The organism is Dyadobacter sandarakinus, assembly GCF_016894445.1.
Classification (GTDB): Bacteria; Bacteroidota; Bacteroidia; order Cytophagales; family Spirosomataceae; genus Dyadobacter; species Dyadobacter sandarakinus.
In genome coordinates this window covers 4,535,612-4,558,825 of the sequence record NZ_CP056775.1, presented here as the reverse complement: position 1 = coordinate 4,558,825, position 23,214 = coordinate 4,535,612, and the positions used below count along the sequence as shown (strand labels likewise).

Below are 23,214 nucleotides of genomic sequence, written 5' to 3'. Positions count from 1 at the left end.
ACAGATTATCTGGCTCCCGGAGGACAGTTCTTTTTGAGATAGTCGGTAAACAAAGTTTGCAAATGCTTTGATGTGCCCTCGCCCTCATAAATGCCGTGCGAACGGTTAGGGTAAGGCATAAACTGGAACACCTTGTTATACTTGATCAGTTGATTTACAAGCATTTCGGCATTCTGGTAATGCACATTGTCATCACCTGTACCGTGAATGTACAGCAGGTTGCCGACCAGATTTTGCGCATGCGTGATTGGGGAGCCTTTTACAAAATCTTCCCGGTTTTCCTGCGGAAGTCCCATGTAACGCTCCTGGTAAATGTTATCGTAAGTAAGCTGGTTACCCACTGCAGCCACCGCGATACCCGTTTTAAAATGCTGCGGATACTGGAAAAGCAAATTGAGCGTGGACGATCCGCCACCGCTCCACCCATGCACGGCCACGCGGGAAGTATCAATAAACGGATATTGCTTAAACATGGCAACTGCTGCGCCGTCAAGGTCGCGGATGTTGACGACGCCGATATTTTTATAAATCGCTTTGCGCCAGCCTCGCCCTTTGGGCGACGGCGTGCCGCGATTGTCAACCGATGCATAAATGTAGCCGTCCGCTGCCATGCTGCCCGCATAAAGCCGGTTGCGGCCGGTACCGTAGGTATCTTTCACCGTGCTGCCCGCGGGCTCACCGTAAACCATGAACACGATCGGGTATTTTTTTGCAGGGTCAAAGTTGTCTGGTTTCACCATCCACGCATCTACTTCAATACCTTCCTCTGTTTTTACCTTGAAAAACTCAATGTCGATCCCGGCGGGTTTGATGCGCATCATCGTCTGGGCAATGGAATTTTGCGGATCAAGGGGTTTGTGCGCAGGCAGGGTAACCCATTCCATCATCGGCGGCAGCTTGGCGCTCGAAAACTGGTGCATCGCAAACTTACCCAAAGGTGAAATCTGGTAGTCGTGCGTGCCGGCAAGTTCAGCAGGTGTTACGCGCGTCACTTTTCCCTTTCCGTCGAGTGTTGCTTTATACAGGTAACTCTGGGTCGCATTATCGGGCGACGCCATGAAGTAGTATGCGTTGTTTTTTTCGTCAATGCGCACCGGGCTGATCATGTCGAAGTTGCCAGGCGTGATCAGTGTTTCCTTTTTACCATCCCGGCTCACGCGATAGGTATGCCGCCAGCCGTCTTTTTCAGTCACCCACAGAAATTCCTTACCGCCATTGATCCAGTCCCAGCCCATGGGATCACTTTCCCACCGGCTTTTAATATCAATCCAGGCTTCGTCTTTTTCATTGTAAAATGGTTTGGAAGAGCCATCTTTTGTATTGATGTAAAACAAAGTGCTCTCATTCTGCTTGCGGTTTAGCTGCTGTACGACCAGCTCCCCCGGCATACCCGACCATTCCATTCTCGGTACATAGGTATTTTGCGGATCACCCGGAATGTTCATCCATTTGTTCTCTCCAGTATTCACATCCACCACGCCGATCTTGTATGGAGAAGGTGTTTCGCCCACCTTGGGATACTCTACCGGCACATTGAAGGAGTAAATAGAGTCGGTGGTATTGATCATCAAAAAGTTTCGGATTTTGCGGGCGTCGATCTGCCAGTAAGCAACGGCCTTGCTGTCGTCGCTCCACCGAAATCCGTCGCGGCAGTCGAATTCTTCTTCATACGCCCAGTCAAAGGTACCATTGATCACCCGGTCGGTGCCATCGGTAGTCAGCTGCCTGATGTTACCGCCCTGAATATCTTCCACGTACACGTTATGCTTGCTTACATACGCTACTTTACTGCCGTCCGGTGAAAATTTGGCAAACATCAGGGAGGATGCCGGAAGCGTTTTTCCTACCTGCCGCAGTGTTTTTGCATTGATATCATATACCCAGTAATCGCCTCGCGTCTCGTACCGCCATACTCTTTTTGTATTGGTATAAATCAAAAACTTATCGCCTGCCTTGCTGACCGTGTAACTTTTAACGGGCAATGCAGCCGATGCACCTTCGGGCGTAAGCTGTGCTTTTGACAAGATGATTTTTTCCTGATTGGTGGGTAAGGTCACCTCTACAATTTCTCCCTCCACCGCATCGCGGTAGCCGGTTCCGTCCGGCAGCCATTGAAAAGTATCGGGGATCTGAGCAAATGCATTGCAGGAAAATATAAGCAGAAAAAGAGTTCTGAGAATGTGCTTCATGCGGTATTCCAGGTAAGTTGGTAAGACAACTAAGGTAAGGGGAATTTATTCCAGGTAAAAATTGATCGGTATATTGAACTTTACATTTACCTTCCGGCCTCGCTGCCAGCCTGGTTCCCAGTGGCCGCTCATGGCAGTTACAACGCGGAGCGCCTCTTTATCCATGCTTTCATGAAGGCCCTGGATCAGGGCGACGTCGCCGATCGTTCCGTCAGAACGTACCACAAAGGTGGTAAATACCTGTCCGCTGATGTTTTGTTTGGCGGCATCTTTCGGGTATTTAACATTTTTCGCGATGAATTTGTACATGGCAGGAAAGCCTCCTTTATACTGGGGCATAACCTCAACTTCATCATATGCAATGACTTTATCTTTCAGAAAGGTTTTGCCCCATTCGAGCTTGCCTGCATTGTACTCTTCCTCAAACCGGCTGCTGTCCGCAGACGTACCTTTCCAAATGCCCTCTCTAAGTCCGCTTTTGAGTAGTCCGTACTCCTTGTTATCCGGTGTTAAATAACCATTTCCCTTCGTTACAAGCTGGTTTCCAGCTTTATCGTATACTTCCCAGATGTAGCTGATATTGGGTTTTTTCAGCATAACTGGCTTTTCTTCAAACGTCGCAAGCTGACCATTTCCATACCAGGTATATTCCTTGTTTAGCTCTTTGCCGTAAATCTTGAGGCTTTTTAAAGCGCCATTCAGGTGGTAATCTTTCATGAAAACCGCTTTATCATCGGGATCCATCTGTACCAACGAGACCAATGCTCCATTCAATTGCTTTTTGATAATCTGGTAAACACGGGCTTTTTGCGGAGGCAGATTTGCACTGAATTCAAGTGTTTGTACAGAGTCTTTTATCCCTTCGTTCTCGAACTGCGTCATACTCCCGGTAATCTGTAAAGGTACTTGCGTCACATCGACCCACCGGTTCTCTTCCTTCTTCTGAAAAACCACATTTCCGCTCAAAAAGCCGAAGTCATCCACCGGAATGCTTCTGCGGATGGTAGCACTCTCCACAGCGGATCTGATTCCGTGGCGGTAATAGGTAACAATGCTGTGGCTGGCAGCTGAAAACCCTTCGGGCGAATCGCATTTGAAAACTACCGGTACTACCACCTCCTGACGCACTTTCCGGCTATCGAGCATAGCCGGCTTCCATGCTTTGTAAAGCCGCAGAACCCTGATCGCCTCGGCATTGCATAATGAGTCCAGTCCTTCTTTCACACGAATTCCGGTAGCGCTTCCATCCGGCTCCACAACCGCCAGGAGCGTCACGGTTCCATCCGTGGGTTTGACCGGCAGCCTGAGATTGGAGGCAATAAATAACTCAAGCAGCTGCGCTCCGCCTGCCGGTTGGGCGGGTTGGGTTACTTCGGCGGATTGATGGATTTTTTGAGCAAAAGATGGGATACTGATCAGAGAGAGGAAAAATAACAAATTTTTCATACAGAGGATTTTGATTACTCAAAGTTACTTAACCTATTAATAACCTGCCAGTAACATGCAGTTAATATCAAATGAGAAAATTTGTAACATGGCAGACACAACACATTTCCGGACTATCATCATTTCTGACCTACACTTGGGAGCGGGGGGATCAAAGGCAGAAGAAGTGACGAATTTTTTGAAAAGTTACTCGTGTAAGAAACTGATCCTGAATGGAGACATCATTGATGCATGGCAGCTGAAAAAGTATGGTGTCTGGAAAAGAAAACACACGATGTTTTTCAAACGTGTGCTGAAAATGATTGAAGAACATAAAACAAAAGTTATTTACCTGCGTGGCAACCACGACGATTTCCTCGATCAGATCATTCCGCTGAGGCTCGGCAAACATTTTCAGATCAGGAAAGATTATATCCTCAACTCCGGCTCGCAGCGGTTTTATGTGACACACGGCGATGTTTTTGACTCCATTACCACACACCTCAAGTGGCTCGCCTACCTGGGCGATATCGGATATACGTTCCTTTTGTGGCTCAACAAATTTTACAACCGCTACCGCGCATGGCGGGGATTGCCGTACTACTCGCTGTCTCAGCGGATCAAGCAATCGGTAAAAATGGCGGTCAACTATATGTCCGACTTTGAGGAAAAACTAACCGAGCTGGCCCGCTCGCGCGACTGCGATGGCGTTATATGCGGACATATCCATCACCCGGCCATCCGCGAAATCAACGGGATCATGTACATGAATTCGGGCGACTGGGTAGAGACGCTGAGTGCACTGGTAGAGGATTTCGAGGGCAACTGGAGTCTGCTGCACTACGATCAGCAGGCGCATGAAGGAAAGCCGGCAAAGACCGCAGATCCGAAAGGCATTGTAGAGCATTTTCCGACGATCGAGAAGCAGGTTGCATTTACAGGATTGCCAGGCAGGAACCCGCGATTTTTATAAGATGAAGATCATATTTATGGTGCAGGGCGAAGGGCGCGGGCACCTTACCCAGGCGATTTCACTGGGGCAGATGCTGCGTGAGGCGGGCCACCAGGTGGCCGCCGCCCTGGTAGGTACCTCGCCCGGGCGCCAGATCCCGGCATTTTTCGACGAGCAGATCAATGCTCCGGTCTACCATTTTCATGCTCCCAATATCATTTACCATGCCGGCGGGAGTGGAATGAACGTGCAGAAAACCATCAGCACGCACCTGGCAGGCTTGCCGCGGCACCTCAAAAGTCTGCGCTGCATTCACAAGACGATCCGGGACATCAGGCCCGATCTGATCGTGAGCTTTTATGAAACTTATGGAGGGTTGTACAACATCCTGTACCGCTCACGCATCCCGATGGTTTGCATTGCACATCAGTACCTGCTGTTGCATCCCAGGTTTGTTTTTCCTGAAAAAAGCGGGTTTGACCGGTTTTTGATCAATCTTAACTCACGCTCCACATCCTGGCTGGCCACCAGGCGGCTGGCGCTTTCTTTTCGTGAAATACCTTCACGCCCCGACCTCAGGATTATGGTCGTGCCTCCGCTGCTCAGAAAGGAAGTGCAGGAACTCAAGCCGGTACAGGGTGATTTCCTGCTGGTATATATGACACACCACAGCCTCAGCCGACAGATCATGGACTGGCACCAGGCAAACCCTGATCAGGAACTGCATTGTTTCTGGGACAACCCGGATGCACCTGAGGTATTTCAGACAAATGAAAAGCTCACTTTTCACAGGATCAACAGTGAAAAGTACCTGCGCCTGCTGGCTTCCTGCAAGGCATTGGTCACTACGGCTGGTTTTGAGTCGGTGTGTGAGGCGATGTACCTGGGCAAGCCGGTGATGATGGTGCCGGTTCCCAACCATTTCGAGCAGGAGTGCAATGCGCTTGATGGGGTAATTTCGGGCGCAGGCATTACCTCCCGCCATTTCGACCTGTCGCTCATACTCGAATACCTCCCAAGGCATACAGACCACTCCGCACGGTTTAAGGAATGGTACCGGCGCGGTACGGCCATGTTCCTGCATGAGATTACTGCCGGGGCACAATCTGCAGAGTCTGAACAGGAAATTCGGTCTGCGGCCGGGTAAAATCCATTGTATTTGATTTATCTTGCCGCACTAAACCAAAACCTGATTCAATTATGACCGTTATGAGTACTGCAAGATCATTCATGATCCCTGTGCTGTTTGTTGTTTCCATGTTTTCTGCCCAGGCGCAAAGCAAAGGTTCCCTCAAAGACGTGAGCTTTCTGGAAGGCCACTGGCAGGGAACGTACAATGGCGGCCCGATTGAGGCTTCCTGGACTGCGCCTGCCGGCAACAACATCATGGGTTACATTCGTATGATCAAGGACGACAAGCCTGCATTGTATGAAGTTTTTGCTTTTGAAGAAACAGAAAAAGGACCTGTTGCCATGGTCAAGCACTTTAAGCCGGGGCTGATTGCCGTGGAAGAAAAGGAAGTATCGGACCGCTACAATTTCATTGAAACAAAAAAGAACCAGACGCTTTTTGAGAAAGATGATGCCTCTGTCCGCATCATTTATGAAAGAAGGGCTGCTGATCAGCTGGTGATCCAGAGAGGTAAGCAGGAAAACGGCAAATGGGCTTTTGTAGATCTTTTTATTTTCAAGAAAGTACCCTGAAAATTAACTATTGCTTATTGCAAGAAAAGCAGCCTGATTGTTCAGGCTGCTTTTTTAGTTTGTCAAAATCAGGTAAACACCGGCTACCAGCAATGCTGCACCTGCTATTCTGGGCATGGTGATAGGGTGTACGGCAAACCCCTGAAAGCCATAATGATCGATGGTAATGGCAGCAATCATTTGTCCGGCCACCACCAGGCACAGCATGTTTGCCGGCCCGATCCTGCGGATAATGAAAATTACCGTCATCACATAAAATGCGCCAAAAACTCCTCCCATAAAGTGGTTCCAGGGAATTTGCCTTACGTCGCTCCAGGCCGGAACCGGATTTTTGTTGAAGCATGCAAAAGCCAGTACCAGCACGACCAGGCCCACAAAGAAAGAAGTTACAGCCGCCAGGATCGGGTTGTTGAGTGACTCGCGTAATTGCGCATTCACGCCCGACTGTACTGTGTTGCTGATACCAATCAGAAAGGCAAGAAACAGGAAAAGCCAGTTCATTTTTTCAAATCGTTTACTTCATCGGGATCGACTGTGTTGTACCGGCCGTAAACGCGCAGGATAATGGCCAGTGCGACGGTGACTTCGGCAGCAGCTACAACAATAACAAACAGGGCAAAAAGCTGTCCGCTGAGTTTTTCAGGATCATGCCGGCTGAATGCGACCAGGTTGATGTTTACTGCATTCAGCATCAGCTCAATGCCCAGCAAAATACCAATAAAATGACGCTTGGTAATCGCTATGGCCAGTCCTGTGCAAAACAGGGCCGCGGCGACGATCAGGTAATGATGCAATGGGATCATGGTTGTACCGGATTGCGGTGGACGGCCAGGTATGCGGCGCCCACCAGGGCAACCAGCAGGAGTATACCCGCTACTTCAAATGGCAGTAAATGGCTGGTCATGAGCTCTACGCCAATGGTTTTGATGGTCGAACGACTGATCATCTCCTCGCCGCTCATCAGAAAGTCGGCCTGGAATATGATCTTCAGCAAACCGAAAAATAGCAAGCTCCCTATGATTGCACCCCAGGCAGTCCGGCCTGTGGCCACTTCTACGCGGTTGTGTGCCGTCGGATCATGGGAGACAAGCTTGCGGGTAAGCATAATTCCAAAGATCAGCAGTACCAGTACCCCGCCGACATAGATCATGATCTGCGCCACACCCAGGAAATCTGCACCGGCAAGTATATACAAAGCTGCTACTCCCAGGAAAGCCAAGAAAAGCGCAAATGCGCCATATACGAGGTTTTTTGAAAAAAGGATAAACAATCCTGCAAGCACGGCAATGGCCGCAAACACGTAAAAAGCTAGCTGCTCCATATTATTCGTCCTTCGGCTTGGGTTTCATATTGGGTTTGAAGATGGGCTTGGGACGGCTTTCGGCTGTCGGCTGTGGGCTATCGGCTTTCGGCTCCTGGCTTTCGCCGGGTTTTTGTGCAGGTGCTTCTTTTTCGTCTTCTGCTTTTGGCTCCGCATCCGCTTTTGGCTTCATGGTGGGTTTGAAGACGGGTTTGGGGCGGCTTTCGGCTTTCGGCTGTTGGCTATCGGCTTTCGGCTCCGGGTTATCGGCGGGTTGCTGTGCAGGTGCTGTTTTCTCGTCTTCTGCTTTTGGCTCCGCGTCCGTTTTTGGCTTCATGGTGGGTTTGAAGACGGGTTTGGGACGGCTTTCGGCTGTCGGCTGTGGGCTTTCGGCTTTCGGCTCCGGGCTATCGGCGGGTTGCTGTGCAGGTGCTTCTTTTTCGTCTTCTGCTTTTGGCTCCGCATCCGCTTTGGGCTTCATGGTGGGTTTGAAGACGGGTTTGGGGCGGGTTTCGGCTGTCGGCTGCGGGCTTTCGGCGGTTGGCTCGGATGGATTTTCAGCAGCAGTTACAGGAGGTATAACCGGTTTTTTGGGTACAAATGCCGGCCTTACAGATTTTTGTGCTTCTGTTTCGCTGGTTATTTCGGATACAGGCGCGTCAGCCTTCAGTTTGATTGTCGGTTTGAAAGCAGGCTTTGCAGGTTTTGGAGCTTCTGTACTGTCCGTTGCTTCTGTTTCGGAATCTGTGTTTTTTGGTTTGATTGTTGGTTTAAATGCAGGTTTTGCAGCAGTAGTACCGGCACTTTCTGATATGGGAGCCGCTTTGGCTGCGGTTTTTGCAGCTTCTTTTTCCTTCTGAAACTGTTCCAGAAGCGCGCGCTTTTCATCAGCCTCTTCAGCCGTCAGATTACTGTAATTATACACCATATCCCTGACGTCAAATTCACTGTAATCAAACGTCTTGGTCATGGTCAGGCATTCGGTAGGACATACCGTCGTACAAAGGCCGCAGTAGCAGCATTTAGCCATATCAATGTCAAACCGGGCAGCGTAAAGCCGGATCGGGGAGCCGTCGGAAGCCTTGCCTACTTCCTCAACAGCACGGATCGGCTCAATTTCTATACAATCCACCGGGCACACTTTCACGCATTTATCGCACACAATGCAGTCGTCAATTTCATTGTGCAGGCGGTAACGCCCATTGTCCGGGATCGGAATAGTTTCAAGGGGGTACTGGATGGTTACAATACCGTCGTGCTCGTCAAAGAAGCGTTCGGAACGGATATCGGTTACTTTCCTCCGGTTGCGGGCCTGCCACAGGTGCCGCAGGGTCAGCCTCATGCCAGCCATCGTCGTGCTGATCCCCTCGGATATATTTTTGAAGTATGTAGACAAATCTTTTAATCTTAAGACTTTACAACAGCATAAGCCTATTGCAAAGATAGAGTTAACAGGTAATTTCCGGTCAATCAGCCTGATCAAAGTGCTTTTACCTGTTTAAAAAACCACCTGCCCGTACTTTGGGTTCATTGCTGCTGACTACATTTTCCAGGTGTTCCAGGTAAGTTTCAGCCAGCCTGGTGCGGTTGTAATGTTGCCGCGCAAAGTCATAACCGTTTTCGCCCATCTGCACTAGTAAAGCAGGGTTTTGCATGCAGAATCGAACCTTGTCCGCAATGTCCGCCGCATGCTCGGGTTCTGCATAAATACCCGCCCCGGCTTCCTCGGCAAGTTGCCTTGAAATGCCGTCAATAATCATTAGCACTGGTTTTTTACAGGAGAAATAATCAAAGGTTTTGTTACTGTAAATGGTCTTGAAAATCTCCTTTTTTGCCAGGGCTGCTACGCCCATATTAGCTGCCAATATGTAACGAAAAACCTTCGGTCTGCTCATAGGAGGCAGGAAAACCATGTTTGCAATGCAATGATCCCGGCAGTAATTCACCAATGCGGCTTTTTGCCTGCCATCGCCGATCAGCACAAAAAGTACGCTGGTGTGTTGGAGTAAAGCAGCTGCGTCTGCCAGCTGAACCAGCTGATTGGCAGGGCCATGCGCGCCTGCATACACGATCACGAAGCGCCCGCAGAAGCCATGCTGCGCTCTGAATTGTTCCCGGTTGAAGGTTTCAGCCACCTGATCCGCCAGCCCGAAATCCGCCGCATTGGGAACACAGATTATCTTTTCAGGGGAAATACCTTTACCGATCAGGTTCAGCCTGAATGCAGGGGTGAGTACATTGATGAGTGCTGCTTTTTTGAGGACATACTTTTCGAGCATGCACGCCAGGCGGATCAGCAAAGGATTTTTCACAACACCCATAGCGATCGCAGATTCCGGCCAGAGATCACGGATTTCAAATACGAGCGGAAGTTTTTTCAAAAAACAAAAGGCCAGTCCAGGTAATGCAACTGACAATGGAGGCGAAGTGGCCAGCACAAGGTCGAACTGGTCCGGCAGTTGACGCAATGCATGCATGGACGTCCCAACGAATGTGAAAAATCCGAGCAGCCGGCCGAAAAATCCTTTATCCCAAAATGCTGTCGCCCCGCAGCAAACTACGTGGATGCCATCGGAATTTACATACTGATGTTCGCACTCACTCCTGGCGCTGCTTTCCTGCATGTAATGTAAATCACCTGTGATTACGGTTAATTGGTGACCCGCCTGTACCCATAACCTGCCCATTTCGTTCCAGCGGGGCCCACCGCCCTCACCGTCCTGCAAAAAGTATTGGTGGATCAGCAGTATGTGCATGCTTGATGGTATTGTGAATGATATATGTTTTTAAGAACCCGCCTGCTGTTCTGAAAATAATCCGCTCTGCGGGTACCTTCCGGCCATACGTTCCGGAGTACCAGCCTGACATATGGCAAAGTGGGACAGGCGCTTCGTTTTGATCAAAGCATTCCAACTGAAAATCACCCGCAAAACCTTCACCCGGGTTCCAGATCTGCTCTAAAATAAAGTCAGGCGGCCCATGTTCAATGGTATCCTCTACCATATACAGACGGCCTGGCTGCATAATGGTCACTTTTCGATGATGTTTAATCCAGTCACCACTTTCACGAAATCCTTCGTACCAGCCCTGCAATACCGGACAATCATTTTCTGTACTGATTTTTACACCTGCATTTTTAATCCAATGCAGCCAGATAAAGCGCGATTTTTTCTGCATCTGATTCAGCCCGCCGATTATCACGGTATTGTGGGAGGCGGTTCCGGCGAAGTACTTCACTTCATGCTCGGGCGCGTGATAGGAATAAGTGCCGCCATCGCGGAGAATGTTTTTACCATTTACCCACACGTCCAGATGCAGGTTATCAGCCTGATGCGGGCGATGCCGGTATTGCATTGAGTGCATGCAGGTAAGTGTATTTTCATTTTTCACGGCCAGAAAGTGAGGAGTCACCAGCATGGACGACAACCTTGCAGGATGGCGGGCTGGTTGGAGCCCCAGCCAATGCGCCTCTTCTTCCCAGCCCGTATTTTCCGGGTAACTGCATTTGAGTTCAAGTATAGCGGCCAGCGTACCGAGCTGCGGGCGGTAGTTGCGGTAATGGCAGTCTGTAAGCGGAAAAAACAATGCGCCGTCATTTGGACCATAATTGGGCAGCCAGCCCGAAACAGGATCCTGCATATGCTCCAAAAAACGAAAAGCTTGCCGGGCTTTCCGGCAGGTCTGCGGGGAGAGCACTTCCGTATGCAACGCTGCCAGCCGGAGTACCCAGTTTAGTAGCTGAATCACAATGCGGTAATAGTTTGCAGAATGCTGGATGTATGCACCATCCACGTCGATCTGAAATGCGATTTCCTGTTCAAACAACTTTTTTCCGGCGGTCTTCCATTCTTCTGCTTCTTCAAAAAACGGGAAGAGCATGCCTGTGATAAACAGGGCAGCGGTCTCCGTCAGGGTGTGATTGTTGCGCACTGCAATGCGGGAAAACGAAATATTGTCGCGCACGTGCCGCATCTGATCGTAAATACTTGCCAGAACTTTGTCCAGAACCAGCTGGCTGAGCGCCGTCGAATGCCTGTAATAGAACAATGCAAACGTCCAGTTGAGTACCCGCAATGAAATCTCCTGGCTGCACATCCAGTTTGGGCCGCGGTTTACAGGATTTTGGGTAATCCAGTCCGTTATGAGTTCCAGCACCAGGCCCGACTGATCTTCCTGAAAATGATAATCATAGCGGATGAGGTCATACAGGAAGGTAAACCGGGATTTTTCCCAAACCATCTTGATATCACCCTGCTGTAATGAAAAGTCGGGGATTTTTGTCCAATGCAGCTCAGGATCAAAGGTATATCCGTTCAGCGGATGCGTATGCCAGCCAGGCGACCGATGCCACATCGCATTGAAGTAGGGAAATTCGCCTGACAAGATGCGGCAATGCTTTTCCTTCAATGCGGTTTTGGTAGGATCCGGTGTCAGCAGCAGATGTTTTCCATTAAAAAAGAAGGGTATGGATGCGTGCTGCCAGATATCCAGGTTGATGAATGAGCGCCTCATGGTCCGGGCTGGAAACCGCAGCCGCAGTATGCCCGACTGGCGTTGGACATAATACCAGACCCTAAAAATGCAGTACCGCAAACCCATATCCCGGGAAAGCCGCACCCATCCTGCGATTTCCGTGTACTTCATGGGAGGTCAATCCAGGAGGCTGATTGCCAGCTTTCTGCAATGCTTAAAGTAGCCAAAGCACCATTGAAAAGCTCTTCGGCGGAGATGAGAGGTTGCCCGCCTTCGCGTACCAGCCGGGCCAGGCCGGCAAATTGTGCGGCATGTCCTTTATCCTGCGCGCTGCTGTACTTCGAAAAATGTGGAAAACCATATCCGGTAAGTGTCCGGAAGTTGTCCAGCACGAGCGTACGGCCAAGGCTGTGGGCCTCCATGCGCTCCTTGGAATAAGCTTTGTGCCCACCCGTAATGTACTGGATAACCGTAGCAGAGCCATTGGCATGCCGCAGCATGACACTGGCTTCTTCATTGGAAGAAAGCTGGGAACAAATGCGGGTGACCAGACTGCCTGTGAGGCATATGGCAAGATCAATAAAGTGGCAGGCTTCGCCCAGAATCCGGCCGCCTCCCGTTTCAGGATCATTTACCCAGGAGCCGGCATTAATACTGCCTGCATTGATGCTGATGCTGAGGTGCATTCGTGCTCCGCCAAGTAATGCTTTCATTCTGATCACATGCTCCGAAAACCGCCTGTTGAAGCCCACATGCAGCAATAAGCCCTGTGTCCCTGCCTGGTTCCGGATGGAAACCAGCGTGTCATATTCCTGCCGGGTAAGTACCAGCGGTTTTTCAACGTAAACGTGCTTTCCGGCTTGCAGCGCCTCGCCGGTGAGGGAAGCGTGCAGGTGATGGCGGGTAGCAATGCATATCAGCTGAATGTCCGGATCGGCGAGCAGGTGGCGGTAATCGGTAGTGCGTATGGGAATGTTGTATTTGTCTGCCAGCATAGCCGCAGAAATACCGGCCGCACTGGCAATGCCTCTGACAGGGATGTTTTTCAGAAGAGGTAAAAGATTACCTTTTACAAACTGCCCGGCACCAATGATGCCTGCACTTCCTTTTGCAGGCCTTGTACTGACATGCGGCATCCGTACAATAGTATTGGTTTCTATCTGTTGCGGATAGTCGAACAGTACTGCTATGGTATCAGGGTTGTTAAGACTGGCATACGCCTGCGGGTGATCCGACAGGGAAAAAATGTGGGAAAGTAGCGGCTTTACCTGTAATGTACCTTGCGAAAGTATTTTCAAAATCGTTTGAAAATTGCGGTTGGCGGTCCACCTGACAAAGGGCAGTGGGTAGTCTGTGCCATGCTGCTCGTAGTGGAGGTCGTACCTGCCAGGTCCATAGGAGCACGAAACCTGGAAGGACAGCTCTTTTTCATAAAAATCAGGACGGCTGAGGTGCATGCCTGCGGTACCTGCCAGGATAATGCGCCCGCGTTTTCGCGAAAGTCGTGCAGCCTGTGCAAGTACAGCATGAGAGCGGGAAGAAGTTGCAACAATCACCCCGTCGGCGCCGTGGCCGCCTGTGAGATCCTGTATGAAGTCCGATGCACTGGTATGATCAGGATGAATGCAGGTTATACCAAGCGTACGGGCCAGGTGAAGCTTGGCTTCGTTCAGTTCCAGACCAATCACCTGGCAACCATTCCGGATCAACAATTGCGCGGTAAGCAGGCCCACCAGCCCCAGGCCGATCACAACGATGGTTTCTCCCAGAGATGGGTTCAGCAGCCGGATACTTTGCAGACCTATGGACGCAGGAACCGTAAATACAGCATCTTCGTCAGGAACCTGGTCGGGAATGAGGGCTGCAAGATTTTGATGAACACAAACGATCTCGGCATGCGGACCATTACTTACAACCCTGCTGCCCACCTGAAATCCGGTTACCTCCTGACCTACCGCCAGTACTGTACCTGCATTGCAGTACCCAAGGGGCAGCACCTCCTGCATTTTACCTTGTACGGCCTTCCAGGCGGGAACAAGGCCATCGGCACGGACTTTATCAAGTACCTGTCTGACCTTTTCAGGCTGCTGCCATGCTCTTTGCAGGAGTCCGGCGTGGCCAAACTGTGCGAGCATCCTTTCAGTGCCGGTAGATACGAGTGATTTGCGGGTTTGAATAAGCAGGCAGCCTTTGCGAACCTGCGGCGCGGGAATATTGTGTACGGAAATGTCGCCGGTACGAAGCTGCTGGAGAAGTTGCTGCATTGCAAAAAATAGTGTGTGTGACTCTCCGCAATTTGGATAGTTTTACGAAAACTACAATTCTCAACTGCAAAAATACCCCTCCTGCCACATACAGGAAAGAGGATATAAACCCGCTGGATGCGGCTTTTAAAAGCATTTACCTTTTTGAATTAAATATGAAGGACCAACTGAACATCGGCATTATCGGATACAAATTCATGGGCAGGGCACACAGCAATGGCTGGCGGCAGGCACCGCTTTTCTTTGACATACCTGCTACGCCCGTGCTGAAAGCTGCCTGTGGCCGGCACGAGCCTTATGTACGCGCATTTGCCGACAAATGGGGCTGGGAGGAAGTGGAAACAGACTGGAAAAAACTCGTTTCCCGACCCGATATTGACATTGTGGATATTGCGCTACCGCAGAACCTGCATTATGAGATTGCATTGGCTGCGGCAAAAGAGGGTAAACATATTTTTTGTGAAAAACCGCTCTCCATGACCAGCCGGCAAGCCGAAGAAATGCTGAAAGTATGTGAGGACAATGGCGTAACACATTACCTGAACCATAATTACCGGCGTACTCCCGCGGTCGCATATATCAGGAAAATGGTGGATAGCGGCCAGCTCGGCCGGATTTTCCACTGGCGCTGCGCTTACCAGCAGGACTGGATCGTAGACCCCGATTTTCCGCTTACCTGGCAGCTCAGACAGGATGTGGCGCAGGCTGGTCCGCAGTGGGACCTCAACTCGCATGCCGTGGACCTGGCCCATTTTCTGGTGGGGGATATCGAAACAGTTACGTCTATGATCACCAGCTTTATCGGGGAACGCCCCGTGGCAGACGAAACGGCTTCGGGTAGTCTTTCGGCTCAGGCGCAAGGCACCGGGAAGGAAAAAGTTACCGTGGAAGATGCAGCGTTGATGATCGTCAAGTTTAAAAACGGAGCGATCGGCTCGTTTGAGGCGACGCGCTTTGCAACCGGACGTAAGAATCACCTGACGTTTGAGCTATATGGAAGCAAGGGAAGTATCCTCTTTAACATGGAGCGGATGAACGAATTTCAGTACTACTCGCTGGACGACCAGGCCGGGCAGCAGGGTTTCAGGACGATCCTGGCTACCGAGCCGGAGCATCCTTATGCGGGCAACTGGTGGCCGGCGGGGCACATCATTGGCTATGAACATGCATTTGTACATGCCGTGGCGGACTTTATAAAGGGAGTTGCTGCCGGTACCCCCGTAAAGCCCGACTTTGAGGATGGTCTGAAAATCATGCAGGTGCTGGAAGCCGGGCTCGAATCGGCAGAAGCAGGGCGGCAGGTTACCATTTAACCCATCAGGAAAATGAAAAAGTATGATCTGTTCCGGATTGCAGCCTGTACTGTGCTGCTGACCATGCTGCTGTACGCAGAAGAGCTTTTTGCCCAAAGGAAAACAAAGGATATCTACGCACGCGACAACCTGATAGCGTGGTGCATTGTGCCCTTTGATATTAAAAACAGGAACCCGGAGGAGCGCTGCCAGATGCTCGACAGGCTGGGCATTAAGATGCTGGCTTACGACTGGCGTGAGCAGCATATCCCTACTTTTGATGAAGAAATACAAACGTTAAAAAAGCACAAAATCACCCTGCAGGCCTTCTGGCTGTACTCGGGACCCAATCCTGAAAATGACAAGAACTTCCATACGATCCTTGATGTGCTGAAAAGAAACCACGTCAAAACACAGATCTGGTGCATGATAGGCGGTATCAAGGATATGGATGCGATGACCCAGCAGGAAAAGGTGAATGCGGTAGCCCGGCCCATAGCTTACATTGCCGGCAAAGCGGCCGAAATTGGTTGTACGGTAGGTTTGTACAACCATGGCGGGTGGTATGGCGAACCCGAAAACCAGCTGGAAGTGATCAGCTACCTGAAAAGACCTAACATCGGGATCGTATATAACTTCCATCATGCGGAGGAGCACATCGACCGCTTTCCCGAGTTTTTCCCGAAAATACTACCTCACCTGATGGCCCTGAACCTTGCCGGACTGAAAAAAGGAAATCCCGTGAAGGTAGTGCCGATCGGGCAGGGGGATGCCGAGCGGGAGATGATGAAAATTGTACGCAGCAGCACCTATCGGGGACCCGTGGGGATCATCAATGAAGATACTGCCCCCGACGCCGAAGTAGGCCTGACAATGAATATGGAGGGACTGAAAAAAGTTTTAAAGGACCTCGGAGATGAAAATGCATTGAAAACCTACAAATAACTTCCAAAAATCCGCTGATCGGTGATATCAGGACGGGCCAGGTCCAGAAATTCGCAGAACCTCCGCGCCTGCTCCTCCTGAAATGTGAGGTCGATCGTGTGGTCGTACTCTTCGGCATACACATCTTCAAAATCGGTGATAATGTAGCGCAGCATGCGGATTCCTTTGCTGCGGAGTGCAGGCAGGTAAAAATTCTGGTGGCTTTGCAGGTAGCTGCCCGGCGTATAGCGGGCAGTTGTTTTAATGTCTGCGGCCATCATTTTCCCGATCACATCCACGTAGCCGTACAGCAGGATATTTTCGAGCTGGTACTCGCAGTACACCTGTGTTTTTACCATAGGGCGCGGCAGCAGGGCGCGTACTTTGGCCAGGATACGGTAATCGTAATCTTCTTCCCCGATGCCCTTGATGGCGGCATCCTCAAAAGATGTACCCTTGATCTGGGCCTCTGTGGGCGTACTTGGAAGCCGGTTGATCCTTGCAACAAGCTCCTCCTGCGTGATCAGGCCTTTTTCAAAGCGATCATAGGTGTTGAGCAATGTAGGATAAAGCCGGTATTTGGGATCGGCAGAAAGCATGTTAAACCATTTTTTACTTAAAACTGAAAACCCAGCCCGGCCGATATGTAACTGAACTTGTCATTGGGCGTGTCGCTGTACGATTCGCTTTCTTCCGGGTTGCTGAGCCGCATCCCTGAGGTCGCGTCGGCCTTATCGGTGCGGATGAAATAAAAGCGAAAGTCAAAGATAAGCTTCCAATGGTTTAAAAAATGGTATTCGGAACAAATGCCCAGCGGAAGAATGCCCTCGTGGGTATTGCGGATTCCGGGCGCACCCCGGGGCTTGCCCCAGCGTAAAAAGAGCGGATTGCGTGCACTTAGCTTGCTGCCTGTAAAACGCAGCATCCGGCCGTCGGTCAGGTCAAATGCATTGGCATTGAAAATCATCAATCCTAATCCTGCGTAGGCATTGAGATGCAGGTCGCCGGGCTCAAAGTGGCTGAACTGCCGGGTGAGGTCCCATTGTGCATGCAGCTCAAAAGTGTTATAGGTGTTGATAAAATACGTATTGAAAAAAGAAGCTTCCTGCCCGCCCAGCTTTCCGGCCGTATATTCAAATTTCAGCGCCCAGTTTTTATTGACCCACCGGCCTGCACCTACGCCGGCCATCCCGTGCATATCCTGCTCGTACAGCTCGCCGTAAAACTGCGTAAGCCCTGCCCGGAGCACAAGGAAGTTTGGCTGCTTTTCTTTCCGGTTATAGCTCTTCAGCCCGCTGATACCATTGGACGACCAGCGCCTGGCGGATGGAGCCTGGGCATTTATACGATGCAGGAAAAAATAAAGCACGAGCGTGAGCAGCAGCCGGACCATGATATTGCGTGTAAACCTGTGTTGCATTTAGACGCGGTACTACGGGTTTGGTCAGCACGATTTCTCTTGTTTTGGAAAAAAGCATTGGACTGATGCAAACAAATAAGCCTTAGCTTTGTTCTGTTGAAGTTATCAGGAAGCAACATGAGCGTAGTACCATATAAAGACAAGGAGGGCAGCAAGCGGGAGCAGGTAGCCGAAATGTTTGATAATATTTCTCCCAAATACGACCTGCTCAACCATTTGCTGAGTGCCGGAGTGGATATCTACTGGCGCAAAAAGGCGATCGGCTATCTGAAAAAACAAAAGCCCAAAGTCATCCTGGATATTGCTACAGGTACCGGCGACTTTGCCATTGAGGCGCTTGCCTTGAAGCCCGAAAAGATCATAGGTGTCGATATTTCAGAGGGAATGCTCGCAATTGGTCGGGAAAAAGTGGCCAAACTGGGCAAGCAGGACATTATTACGCTCCAAAGCGGCGACTCGGAAAACCTGACTTTTGCAGACAATTATTTTGACGCGATCATCGTTTCGTTTGGAGTACGCAATTTTCAGAATCTGCTTGCGGGGCTTACCGAGATGAACCGCGTGATGAAACCTAATGGTACCTGCGTGGTGGTGGAGTTTTCCAAGCCGCGTTCGTTTCCTTTCAAGCAGTTTTATAATTTTTATTTCAAGTACATATTACCGTTGATCGGAAAGACCGTTTCCAGGGACAGCGCGGCTTACACTTACCTGCCGGAGTCGGTTCAGGCTTTCCCTGACGGCGAGGCATTTTTGGAAATTTATAAAAGAGCAGGTTTCGTCAATACCAAATGCATATCACTTACCTTCGGAATTTGTTCAGTCTACATCGGGCAAAAATAGTGGGCCTGCTGGCGCTGTTACTGGCAGTACAGGAAGTCAGCGCGCAGGGTATCGGCTACCGGCGCCGCCATCTTGAATTCTACGACGACAAGCCTATCCACTACGGCATTCTTTTCGCTGTGCCGTTTACCAGGTTTAATATCAAACACAACGAAGACTTTGTTCCCAAAGATTCTGCGTTTGTGATCGAGTCACCAACCAATGCGGCCTTTCGCATGGGATTCGTGGTGAATGCATTCCTGAATGATCGTTTTGACCTTCGGACTACGCCTTCGGTATCCCTTTACGAACGCCATGTCAAGTACCGCTACCCGGGAGGTACAGACCTGATTGAAAAAAGGGAATCTACCTGGATAGAAGTGCCTTTGCTGCTCAAATACAAGTCTGTGCGGCGGGTAAATTCAAGAATGTACATGCTCGCGGGTGTGACTTTCGGGGTGGAGACGAATGTAAAAAGGAACCGGGGCGGGGGAACCGGCCGGCTGGATACGAAGTCCAATGATTTTTCGATTGACTACGGAGTAGGGTATGAGCAGTTTTTCGAGTTCTTCAAGTTTGCCCCGGAGCTGCGGTTTTCGCATGGTATTGCCAATGTTTTCCAGCCTTCTAAAAACTCGGCGGGTATGGGCATCGGCAAACTAACTACGCACACCGTAACATTGTACCTGAATTTTGAATAAAGTGCTCCTGATCGTCAGCTGATTAAAAAATAGTTGAAAAATTTTACACACGAATAGTTGCATAAATAAACCACGTCGCACATATTTGCACTCCCAAACGACGGGAAAAAGGGAGTTTAGCTCAGTTGGTTCAGAGCATCTGCCTTACAAGCAGAGGGTCGGGGGTTCGAATCCCTCAACTCCCACGGAATACAAAAGGCGCTGATTTCAGCGCCTTTTTTTGTGGCTTGATTTCTTGATCGGCTTTACCCTGGAATGTATGCATTGCCGCCGCAAATGATGCCGGTACACTAGCCGGGAGCATTGCAGAAAGAAAGAAAGTTTATTTACTTGAAAATGCCCTAACGCAAAGAGGCCGATCCGGATTTCCGGATCGGCCTCTTTGCGTTATCTCGTAAATTAAAACTTGTCAGAACTTGAATGAAAGACCAGCTTTTACCGGAATCATGTTAGTTCCTCCCGCTAATTCAAGGAATACACCCATTGCAGGCTTAAAATAATATTTCGCTCCTGCAAAAACACCAGCAACAACTGCTGAATTGGTGTAGTACTCGTTGCCATCAATGTTAAAACCTAGTGCAGGTCCTGCATAGAGGTCAAGTTGTTCGATTGTCAAAAAATGTTTACCGTAGTGATAAGAACCTCTTGCAGCGATGGGGACGGAAACATAGTTACTGCTTGGTCCTACCAGATAGGAATAGTTGTAGAAGCGAAAATCAGCTTGTGCACCTACACTTATAAAGTCGTGAACTCCATATTCAAATGAGCCACCAATGGCAATCCCGCCGCCGTAAAATCCATAACCGCCGCCGCCAATGCCCACGTTGAGAATTTTGTCTCCTTTTTCAAACTGAGCAAAAGCCTTTTCAGAAGCCATGCTCAGCACGGACGCAACGAAAAGCATTAATAGAGTCTTTTTCATCGTAATAGATAATTAAATGTTAAAAAGTAATGGCACAAATTAAAGCCATTATCAAATCGCTTCAAAACTTGTGCCATCGCTTAGTTATTTTACGGGATCTGCTTTGATTAAGCGGAAACCCCGTTTTTATCTATCAGCCTAGATGTTTTTACGGAGCTTCTCTTTAAACACCTTCCTGAACTTATCCAGTTTGGGCGCTATCACGAATGCGCAGTACCCCTGGTCCGGATTGTTTGCAAAGTAGTTTTGGTGGTAATCCTCAGCCGGATAAAACTTTTCCGCTTTGGAAATTTCAGTTACAATCGGCTTCCCGTAAGCACCTGATTTGTCCAGCTCAGTTTTCGCTTCTTCGGCTGCTTTTTTCTGCTCATCATTATGGTAAAAGATTACCGAGCGGTACTGCGTGCCCACATCATTTCCCTGACGGTTCAGCGAAGTTGGGTCGTGGCTGCGGAAAAAAGCTTCAAGCAGGTCGGTATAACTAACCACTTTGGGGTCGTAAGTCACTTCCACGCACTCGGCATGGCCTGTGCTGCCTGTACACACTGCCTTATAGTCGGGATTGGCTACATGGCCACCCGAGTAACCTGATATCACTTTTTTAACTCCGTCCAAAGATTCCATTACTGCCTCCGTACACCAGAAGCATCCGGTGCCGAAAGTAGCCACTTCGGTATTGGCAGTATCCACATTATTCTCGTCCAGGGCAGTTGCTGCGGTTTCTTTGTTCATATTTTTTCGCTGTTTTTTGTCGGTCTGCGCGCATGATATCACAACCATGCAGCACAAAAATATTAACGTTAATATAGGGATGGTGGTTCTCATCTTGTTTTTGGGATTGATACCTGGTTAACGATTTCCGGGGCGGGAAAGTTTATAGCCCTCGTTTTATAGAAATTTACGAAATTGACGCCCAAAAAGATGACGCCTGCCGGCAGTACATAGCCGGGCGCCATATTGCTACCATGACCTACCTACATTTCAAAGCACTCCATATCATCTTTGTCGTCAGCTGGTTTGCCGGGCTGTTCTACATGCCGCGGCTGTTTGTATACCATACCGAGGCCGGTGAAAAGCCGGAAGTTGAGCGTCAGGTGCTGTTTGTACAGTTTACCAAAATGGAAAAATTGCTCTGGAATGCAATCATGACTCCTGCCTGCTGGCTTGCTCTGCTTGCGGGCATTGCAATGGTTTACCTCAATCCTTCCTGGCTTGATCAGGGATGGATGCAGCTCAAATTGATCTTTGTCGCGGGACTGATCGGGTATCACCTTTTTACCCGCAAAATACTGCTCGAAATACGCGCCGGGAAGTTCCGGTTTTCGTCCTTTCAGCTCCGCCTCTTCAATGAGGTAGCAACCATCTTCCTGTTTTCCATCGTTTTTCTGGTGGTTTTAAAAAATACAGTGGACTGGCTGTGGGGAGTATTGGGGCTGATCATTTTTGCAATCGTGATTATGTCCGCAGTACGCATTGTCAAAAAAGTACGTGCCGGAAAGTCGGTGGGGAGCCCGTCTGAGTAGTGATTTTCAGGGATTAAAAAACTTCTCCGAGATTAACAAAAAGTCCGCGGGAACCATGCAGTCCGAAACCGTAGTCGATAGCTACATTGGCGCGGGAAGTTTTGTTGACTTTCACCCGCAAGCCCAATCCTCCGGCAGGGGATATCTTTCTGAAATCATTTGAAGGCCAGGCCGACACGCTTTGTGCATTGGCAAACACGACGGCGCCCAGCAGACCATTTCTTGTTAATGCAAACCGGTATTCCGATTCAAGATACAGCAGTTTCGGGCTCCGGAACCGACCCTGAATATAGCCGCGGCCGATGTTATTGGATGGATCCCAGCCGGTACTTGGCAGGTCAAGGTAGGGGGGCTTTCCGTGCAGCGTCAGCCAGTTGTAGTTCCAGATCGCCAGTGTGTTACGGCTGCCTGCGGGCAGGTTGAAGTACTTGCGTATATCCACAATCAGCGATTGCCAGTTGGTCGAGCTTTTCAGCAGTGTCACATTATGCCGGTATTGTGCATTGGCAAAAAAACCTTCAATCGGGTTAATGGAGTTTTTACGGTTGTCATAGGAAATTGTGGCGATTGGCCCGGCAGACACGGAGCGCGGCAGCAGCCCGTACCTGGTAAGATCCGCATTCTCTGCCGCCTGTTTTACATTCCATCGTACATCATAGAAGAACCCCAGTCCGGCAAAAAGTGATTTTCCTACTTTTTTCAGCACCGACTGGTGAAGCCGCAAATGCGAGTTGTTCAGCTGTACCGCATCGGTCAGTTCGGTATATGGCCCCAAGCCGTAAGTATCTTGCGGATATTTGAAAAAACGCCAGTCCACCACAAAATTCACGTTGTTGCTGCGCGTCCAGATGTTGGCCTGCAGCGGGATGGTCATCTGCTTGTACTGGGTGTATATAAAGTTAGTGGTAATGCTGGAAATGTTGGTTCTCTCGGGATTGCTGGTGTAAAAAGCTGTATTAACATTAATGGAACCAACCAGCCCCGACGAAAGGGTATAACCGGCCGCCGGCACAATCGAAAACAGCATCTTGCCACTGCGAATTTTCTCGGGCTTTTTGATGGTATCATCCGGACTTTTCTTTTTGAGTCCTTTCAGCACATCCATGATGTCCTTGTCCGGGTGCGCAGCCGCTGAATCGGCATTTTGAACCCCGGTTTGTGCGTACGAGCAGGATGGTACCACAAGCAGGCAAATCATTGCAAACAGCAATGATGCGGCTTTTGAGGCTGTACAATGTTGGATCAAGATCAATGTAAACAGGGCGAAAACAAAAAGCTGTCGGCCCCAGTAAGGAACCGACAGCTT

22 protein-coding genes and 1 tRNA gene are annotated in these 23,214 nt (G+C 49.7%); 9 read left to right on the top strand and 14 right to left on the bottom strand.

Annotated features, from left to right (window positions below; genetic code table 11):
* Positions 1 to 5: 5 nt before the first annotated feature.
* Positions 6 to 2,189, bottom strand: a complete 2,184-nt coding sequence (locus HWI92_RS18585; RefSeq protein ID WP_204658059.1) for a S9 family peptidase — start codon at positions 2,187 to 2,189, stop codon at positions 6 to 8.
* Between the two features lie 45 nt (positions 2,190 to 2,234).
* Positions 2,235 to 3,635 (bottom strand): energy transducer TonB, encoded by a 1,401-nt coding sequence (locus HWI92_RS18580; protein WP_204658057.1) that lies wholly within the window; start codon positions 3,633 to 3,635, stop codon positions 2,235 to 2,237.
* Positions 3,636 to 3,723: 88 nt separating this feature from the next.
* Between HWI92_RS18580 and HWI92_RS18575 the strand changes: the two genes are divergently transcribed.
* From HWI92_RS18575 to HWI92_RS18565, 3 genes are read left to right on the top strand one after another with little or no spacing between them, the layout of a single operon-like run.
* Positions 3,724 to 4,587 (top strand): UDP-2,3-diacylglucosamine diphosphatase, encoded by an 864-nt coding sequence (locus HWI92_RS18575; RefSeq protein WP_204658055.1) that lies wholly within the window; start codon positions 3,724 to 3,726, stop codon positions 4,585 to 4,587.
* A 1-nt stretch (position 4,588) separates the two neighbouring features.
* Positions 4,589 to 5,713 (top strand): glycosyltransferase family protein, encoded by a 1,125-nt coding sequence (locus tag HWI92_RS18570; protein ID WP_204658053.1) that lies wholly within the window; start codon positions 4,589 to 4,591, stop codon positions 5,711 to 5,713.
* Positions 5,714 to 5,766: 53 nt separating this feature from the next.
* Positions 5,767 to 6,270 (top strand): DUF6265 family protein, encoded by a 504-nt coding sequence (locus tag HWI92_RS18565; protein ID WP_204658050.1) that lies wholly within the window; start codon positions 5,767 to 5,769, stop codon positions 6,268 to 6,270.
* Between the two features lie 54 nt (positions 6,271 to 6,324).
* On the opposite strand, the gene HWI92_RS18560 is transcribed toward HWI92_RS18565, so the two are convergent.
* From HWI92_RS18560 to HWI92_RS18530, 7 genes are all read right to left on the bottom strand, one after another.
* Positions 6,325 to 6,771: a DMT family transporter gene (locus HWI92_RS18560; RefSeq protein WP_204658048.1), complete on the bottom strand. Its 447-nt coding sequence runs from the start codon at positions 6,769 to 6,771 to the stop codon at positions 6,325 to 6,327.
* On the bottom strand, positions 6,768 to 7,073 hold the full coding sequence (gene nuoK, locus HWI92_RS18555; protein ID WP_310589485.1) for an NADH-quinone oxidoreductase subunit NuoK: 306 nt from the start codon (positions 7,071 to 7,073) through the stop codon (positions 6,768 to 6,770). Before nuoK ends, HWI92_RS18560 begins: the two co-directional genes overlap by 4 nt.
* Positions 7,070 to 7,591, bottom strand: a complete 522-nt coding sequence (locus HWI92_RS18550; protein WP_204658046.1) for an NADH-quinone oxidoreductase subunit J family protein — start codon at positions 7,589 to 7,591, stop codon at positions 7,070 to 7,072. The genes nuoK and HWI92_RS18550 overlap by 4 nt, the downstream gene beginning before the upstream one ends.
* A 1-nt stretch (position 7,592) precedes the next feature.
* Positions 7,593 to 8,966, bottom strand: coding sequence for a 4Fe-4S binding protein (locus tag HWI92_RS18545; RefSeq protein WP_229248289.1), 1,374 nt, complete (start codon positions 8,964 to 8,966; stop codon positions 7,593 to 7,595).
* 94 nt (positions 8,967 to 9,060) lie between these two features.
* Positions 9,061 to 10,326, bottom strand: a complete 1,266-nt coding sequence (locus HWI92_RS18540) for a glycosyltransferase family 4 protein (RefSeq protein WP_204658044.1) — start codon at positions 10,324 to 10,326, stop codon at positions 9,061 to 9,063.
* Positions 10,283 to 12,214, bottom strand: coding sequence for a heparinase II/III domain-containing protein (locus HWI92_RS18535; protein WP_204658042.1), 1,932 nt, complete (start codon positions 12,212 to 12,214; stop codon positions 10,283 to 10,285). Before HWI92_RS18535 ends, HWI92_RS18540 begins: the two co-directional genes overlap by 44 nt.
* Positions 12,211 to 14,307 (bottom strand): bi-domain-containing oxidoreductase, encoded by a 2,097-nt coding sequence (locus HWI92_RS18530; RefSeq protein WP_204658040.1) that lies wholly within the window; start codon positions 14,305 to 14,307, stop codon positions 12,211 to 12,213. Before HWI92_RS18530 ends, HWI92_RS18535 begins: the two co-directional genes overlap by 4 nt.
* Before the next feature lie 155 nt (positions 14,308 to 14,462).
* On the opposite strand from HWI92_RS18530, the gene HWI92_RS18525 reads away from it, so the two are divergent.
* Together HWI92_RS18525 and HWI92_RS18520 are read left to right on the top strand one after the other, a co-directional pair.
* On the top strand, positions 14,463 to 15,620 hold the full coding sequence (locus tag HWI92_RS18525) for a Gfo/Idh/MocA family protein (protein ID WP_204658038.1): 1,158 nt from the start codon (positions 14,463 to 14,465) through the stop codon (positions 15,618 to 15,620).
* A 12-nt stretch (positions 15,621 to 15,632) separates the two neighbouring features.
* A complete protein-coding gene (locus HWI92_RS18520; RefSeq protein WP_204658036.1) occupies positions 15,633 to 16,544 on the top strand; it encodes a sugar phosphate isomerase/epimerase family protein in 912 nt (303 codons plus the stop codon).
* On the opposite strand, the gene HWI92_RS18515 is transcribed toward HWI92_RS18520, so the two are convergent.
* Positions 16,535 to 17,122: a hypothetical protein gene (locus HWI92_RS18515; protein WP_204658034.1), complete on the bottom strand. Its 588-nt coding sequence runs from the start codon at positions 17,120 to 17,122 to the stop codon at positions 16,535 to 16,537. The two genes, HWI92_RS18520 and HWI92_RS18515, sit on opposite strands and share 10 nt — an antisense overlap.
* Positions 17,123 to 17,139: 17 nt before the next feature.
* The gene (locus HWI92_RS18510) at positions 17,140 to 17,943 is read right to left on the bottom strand and encodes a hypothetical protein (protein ID WP_229248287.1); all 804 of its coding nucleotides are present in this window, start codon (positions 17,941 to 17,943) and stop codon (positions 17,140 to 17,142) included.
* A 117-nt stretch (positions 17,944 to 18,060) separates the two neighbouring features.
* On the opposite strand from HWI92_RS18510, the gene ubiE reads away from it, so the two are divergent.
* The 3 genes from ubiE to HWI92_RS18495 all read left to right on the top strand — a co-directional run bounded on the left by ubiE (position 18,061) and on the right by HWI92_RS18495 (position 19,648).
* Positions 18,061 to 18,783 carry a bifunctional demethylmenaquinone methyltransferase/2-methoxy-6-polyprenyl-1,4-benzoquinol methylase UbiE gene (gene ubiE / locus HWI92_RS18505; protein ID WP_204658032.1) on the top strand — a complete coding sequence of 241 codons (723 nt, stop codon included), beginning with the start codon at positions 18,061 to 18,063 and terminating at the stop codon, positions 18,781 to 18,783.
* Positions 18,756 to 19,463, top strand: coding sequence for a type IX secretion/gliding motility protein PorT/SprT (porT, locus tag HWI92_RS18500; protein WP_445447110.1), 708 nt, complete (start codon positions 18,756 to 18,758; stop codon positions 19,461 to 19,463). Before ubiE ends, porT begins: the two co-directional genes overlap by 28 nt.
* A gap of 110 nt (positions 19,464 to 19,573) precedes the next feature.
* Positions 19,574 to 19,648 (top strand) — tRNA-Val (locus HWI92_RS18495).
* A gap of 224 nt (positions 19,649 to 19,872) precedes the next feature.
* Here HWI92_RS18495 and HWI92_RS18490 read toward each other — a convergent pair.
* Together HWI92_RS18490 and msrA are read right to left on the bottom strand one after the other, a co-directional pair.
* Positions 19,873 to 20,385: a hypothetical protein gene (locus HWI92_RS18490; protein ID WP_204658028.1), complete on the bottom strand. Its 513-nt coding sequence runs from the start codon at positions 20,383 to 20,385 to the stop codon at positions 19,873 to 19,875.
* Positions 20,386 to 20,523: 138 nt separating this feature from the next.
* Positions 20,524 to 21,117 carry a peptide-methionine (S)-S-oxide reductase MsrA gene (gene msrA / locus HWI92_RS18485; RefSeq protein WP_229248280.1) on the bottom strand — a complete coding sequence of 198 codons (594 nt, stop codon included), beginning with the start codon at positions 21,115 to 21,117 and terminating at the stop codon, positions 20,524 to 20,526.
* Positions 21,118 to 21,350: 233 nt separating this feature from the next.
* Here msrA and HWI92_RS18480 point away from each other — a divergent pair, with 233 nt between their 5' ends.
* Positions 21,351 to 21,908, top strand: coding sequence for a CopD family protein (locus tag HWI92_RS18480; protein WP_204658024.1), 558 nt, complete (start codon positions 21,351 to 21,353; stop codon positions 21,906 to 21,908).
* Between the two features lie 13 nt (positions 21,909 to 21,921).
* Here HWI92_RS18480 and HWI92_RS18475 read toward each other — a convergent pair whose 3' ends face one another.
* Positions 21,922 to 23,118, bottom strand: a complete 1,197-nt coding sequence (locus HWI92_RS18475) for a BamA/TamA family outer membrane protein (protein WP_229248278.1) — start codon at positions 23,116 to 23,118, stop codon at positions 21,922 to 21,924.
* Positions 23,119 to 23,214: the final 96 nt, after the last annotated feature.

Bases quoted from the DNA above. Each gene is read 5' to 3' on its own strand.
- HWI92_RS18490 (WP_204658028.1), bottom strand. From the start codon at position 20,385: ATGAAAAAGACTCTATTAATGCTTTTCGTTGCGTCCGTGCTGAGCATG.
- HWI92_RS18535 (WP_204658042.1), bottom strand. From the start codon at position 12,214: ATGAAGTACACGGAAATCGCAGGATGGGTGCGGCTTTCCCGGGATATG.
- HWI92_RS18565 (WP_204658050.1), top strand. From the start codon at position 5,767: ATGACCGTTATGAGTACTGCAAGATCATTCATGATCCCTGTGCTGTTT.
- HWI92_RS18520 (WP_204658036.1), top strand. From the start codon at position 15,633: ATGAAAAAGTATGATCTGTTCCGGATTGCAGCCTGTACTGTGCTGCTG.
- ubiE (WP_204658032.1), top strand. From the start codon at position 18,061: ATGAGCGTAGTACCATATAAAGACAAGGAGGGCAGCAAGCGGGAGCAG.
- HWI92_RS18575 (WP_204658055.1), top strand. From the start codon at position 3,724: ATGGCAGACACAACACATTTCCGGACTATCATCATTTCTGACCTACAC.
- msrA (WP_229248280.1), bottom strand. From the start codon at position 21,117: ATGAACAAAGAAACCGCAGCAACTGCCCTGGACGAGAATAATGTGGAT.
- HWI92_RS18515 (WP_204658034.1), bottom strand. From the start codon at position 17,122: ATGCTTTCTGCCGATCCCAAATACCGGCTTTATCCTACATTGCTCAAC.
- nuoK (WP_310589485.1), bottom strand. From the start codon at position 7,073: ATGATCCCATTGCATCATTACCTGATCGTCGCCGCGGCCCTGTTTTGC.
- HWI92_RS18530 (WP_204658040.1), bottom strand. From the start codon at position 14,307: ATGCAGCAACTTCTCCAGCAGCTTCGTACCGGCGACATTTCCGTACAC.
- HWI92_RS18570 (WP_204658053.1), top strand. From the start codon at position 4,589: ATGAAGATCATATTTATGGTGCAGGGCGAAGGGCGCGGGCACCTTACC.
- HWI92_RS18480 (WP_204658024.1), top strand. From the start codon at position 21,351: ATGACCTACCTACATTTCAAAGCACTCCATATCATCTTTGTCGTCAGC.
- HWI92_RS18510 (WP_229248287.1), bottom strand. From the start codon at position 17,943: ATGCAACACAGGTTTACACGCAATATCATGGTCCGGCTGCTGCTCACG.
- HWI92_RS18525 (WP_204658038.1), top strand. From the start codon at position 14,463: ATGAAGGACCAACTGAACATCGGCATTATCGGATACAAATTCATGGGC.
- HWI92_RS18560 (WP_204658048.1), bottom strand. From the start codon at position 6,771: ATGAACTGGCTTTTCCTGTTTCTTGCCTTTCTGATTGGTATCAGCAAC.
- HWI92_RS18550 (WP_204658046.1), bottom strand. From the start codon at position 7,591: ATGGAGCAGCTAGCTTTTTACGTGTTTGCGGCCATTGCCGTGCTTGCA.
- HWI92_RS18585 (WP_204658059.1), bottom strand. From the start codon at position 2,189: ATGAAGCACATTCTCAGAACTCTTTTTCTGCTTATATTTTCCTGCAAT.
- HWI92_RS18540 (WP_204658044.1), bottom strand. From the start codon at position 10,326: ATGCACATACTGCTGATCCACCAATACTTTTTGCAGGACGGTGAGGGC.
- HWI92_RS18580 (WP_204658057.1), bottom strand. From the start codon at position 3,635: ATGAAAAATTTGTTATTTTTCCTCTCTCTGATCAGTATCCCATCTTTT.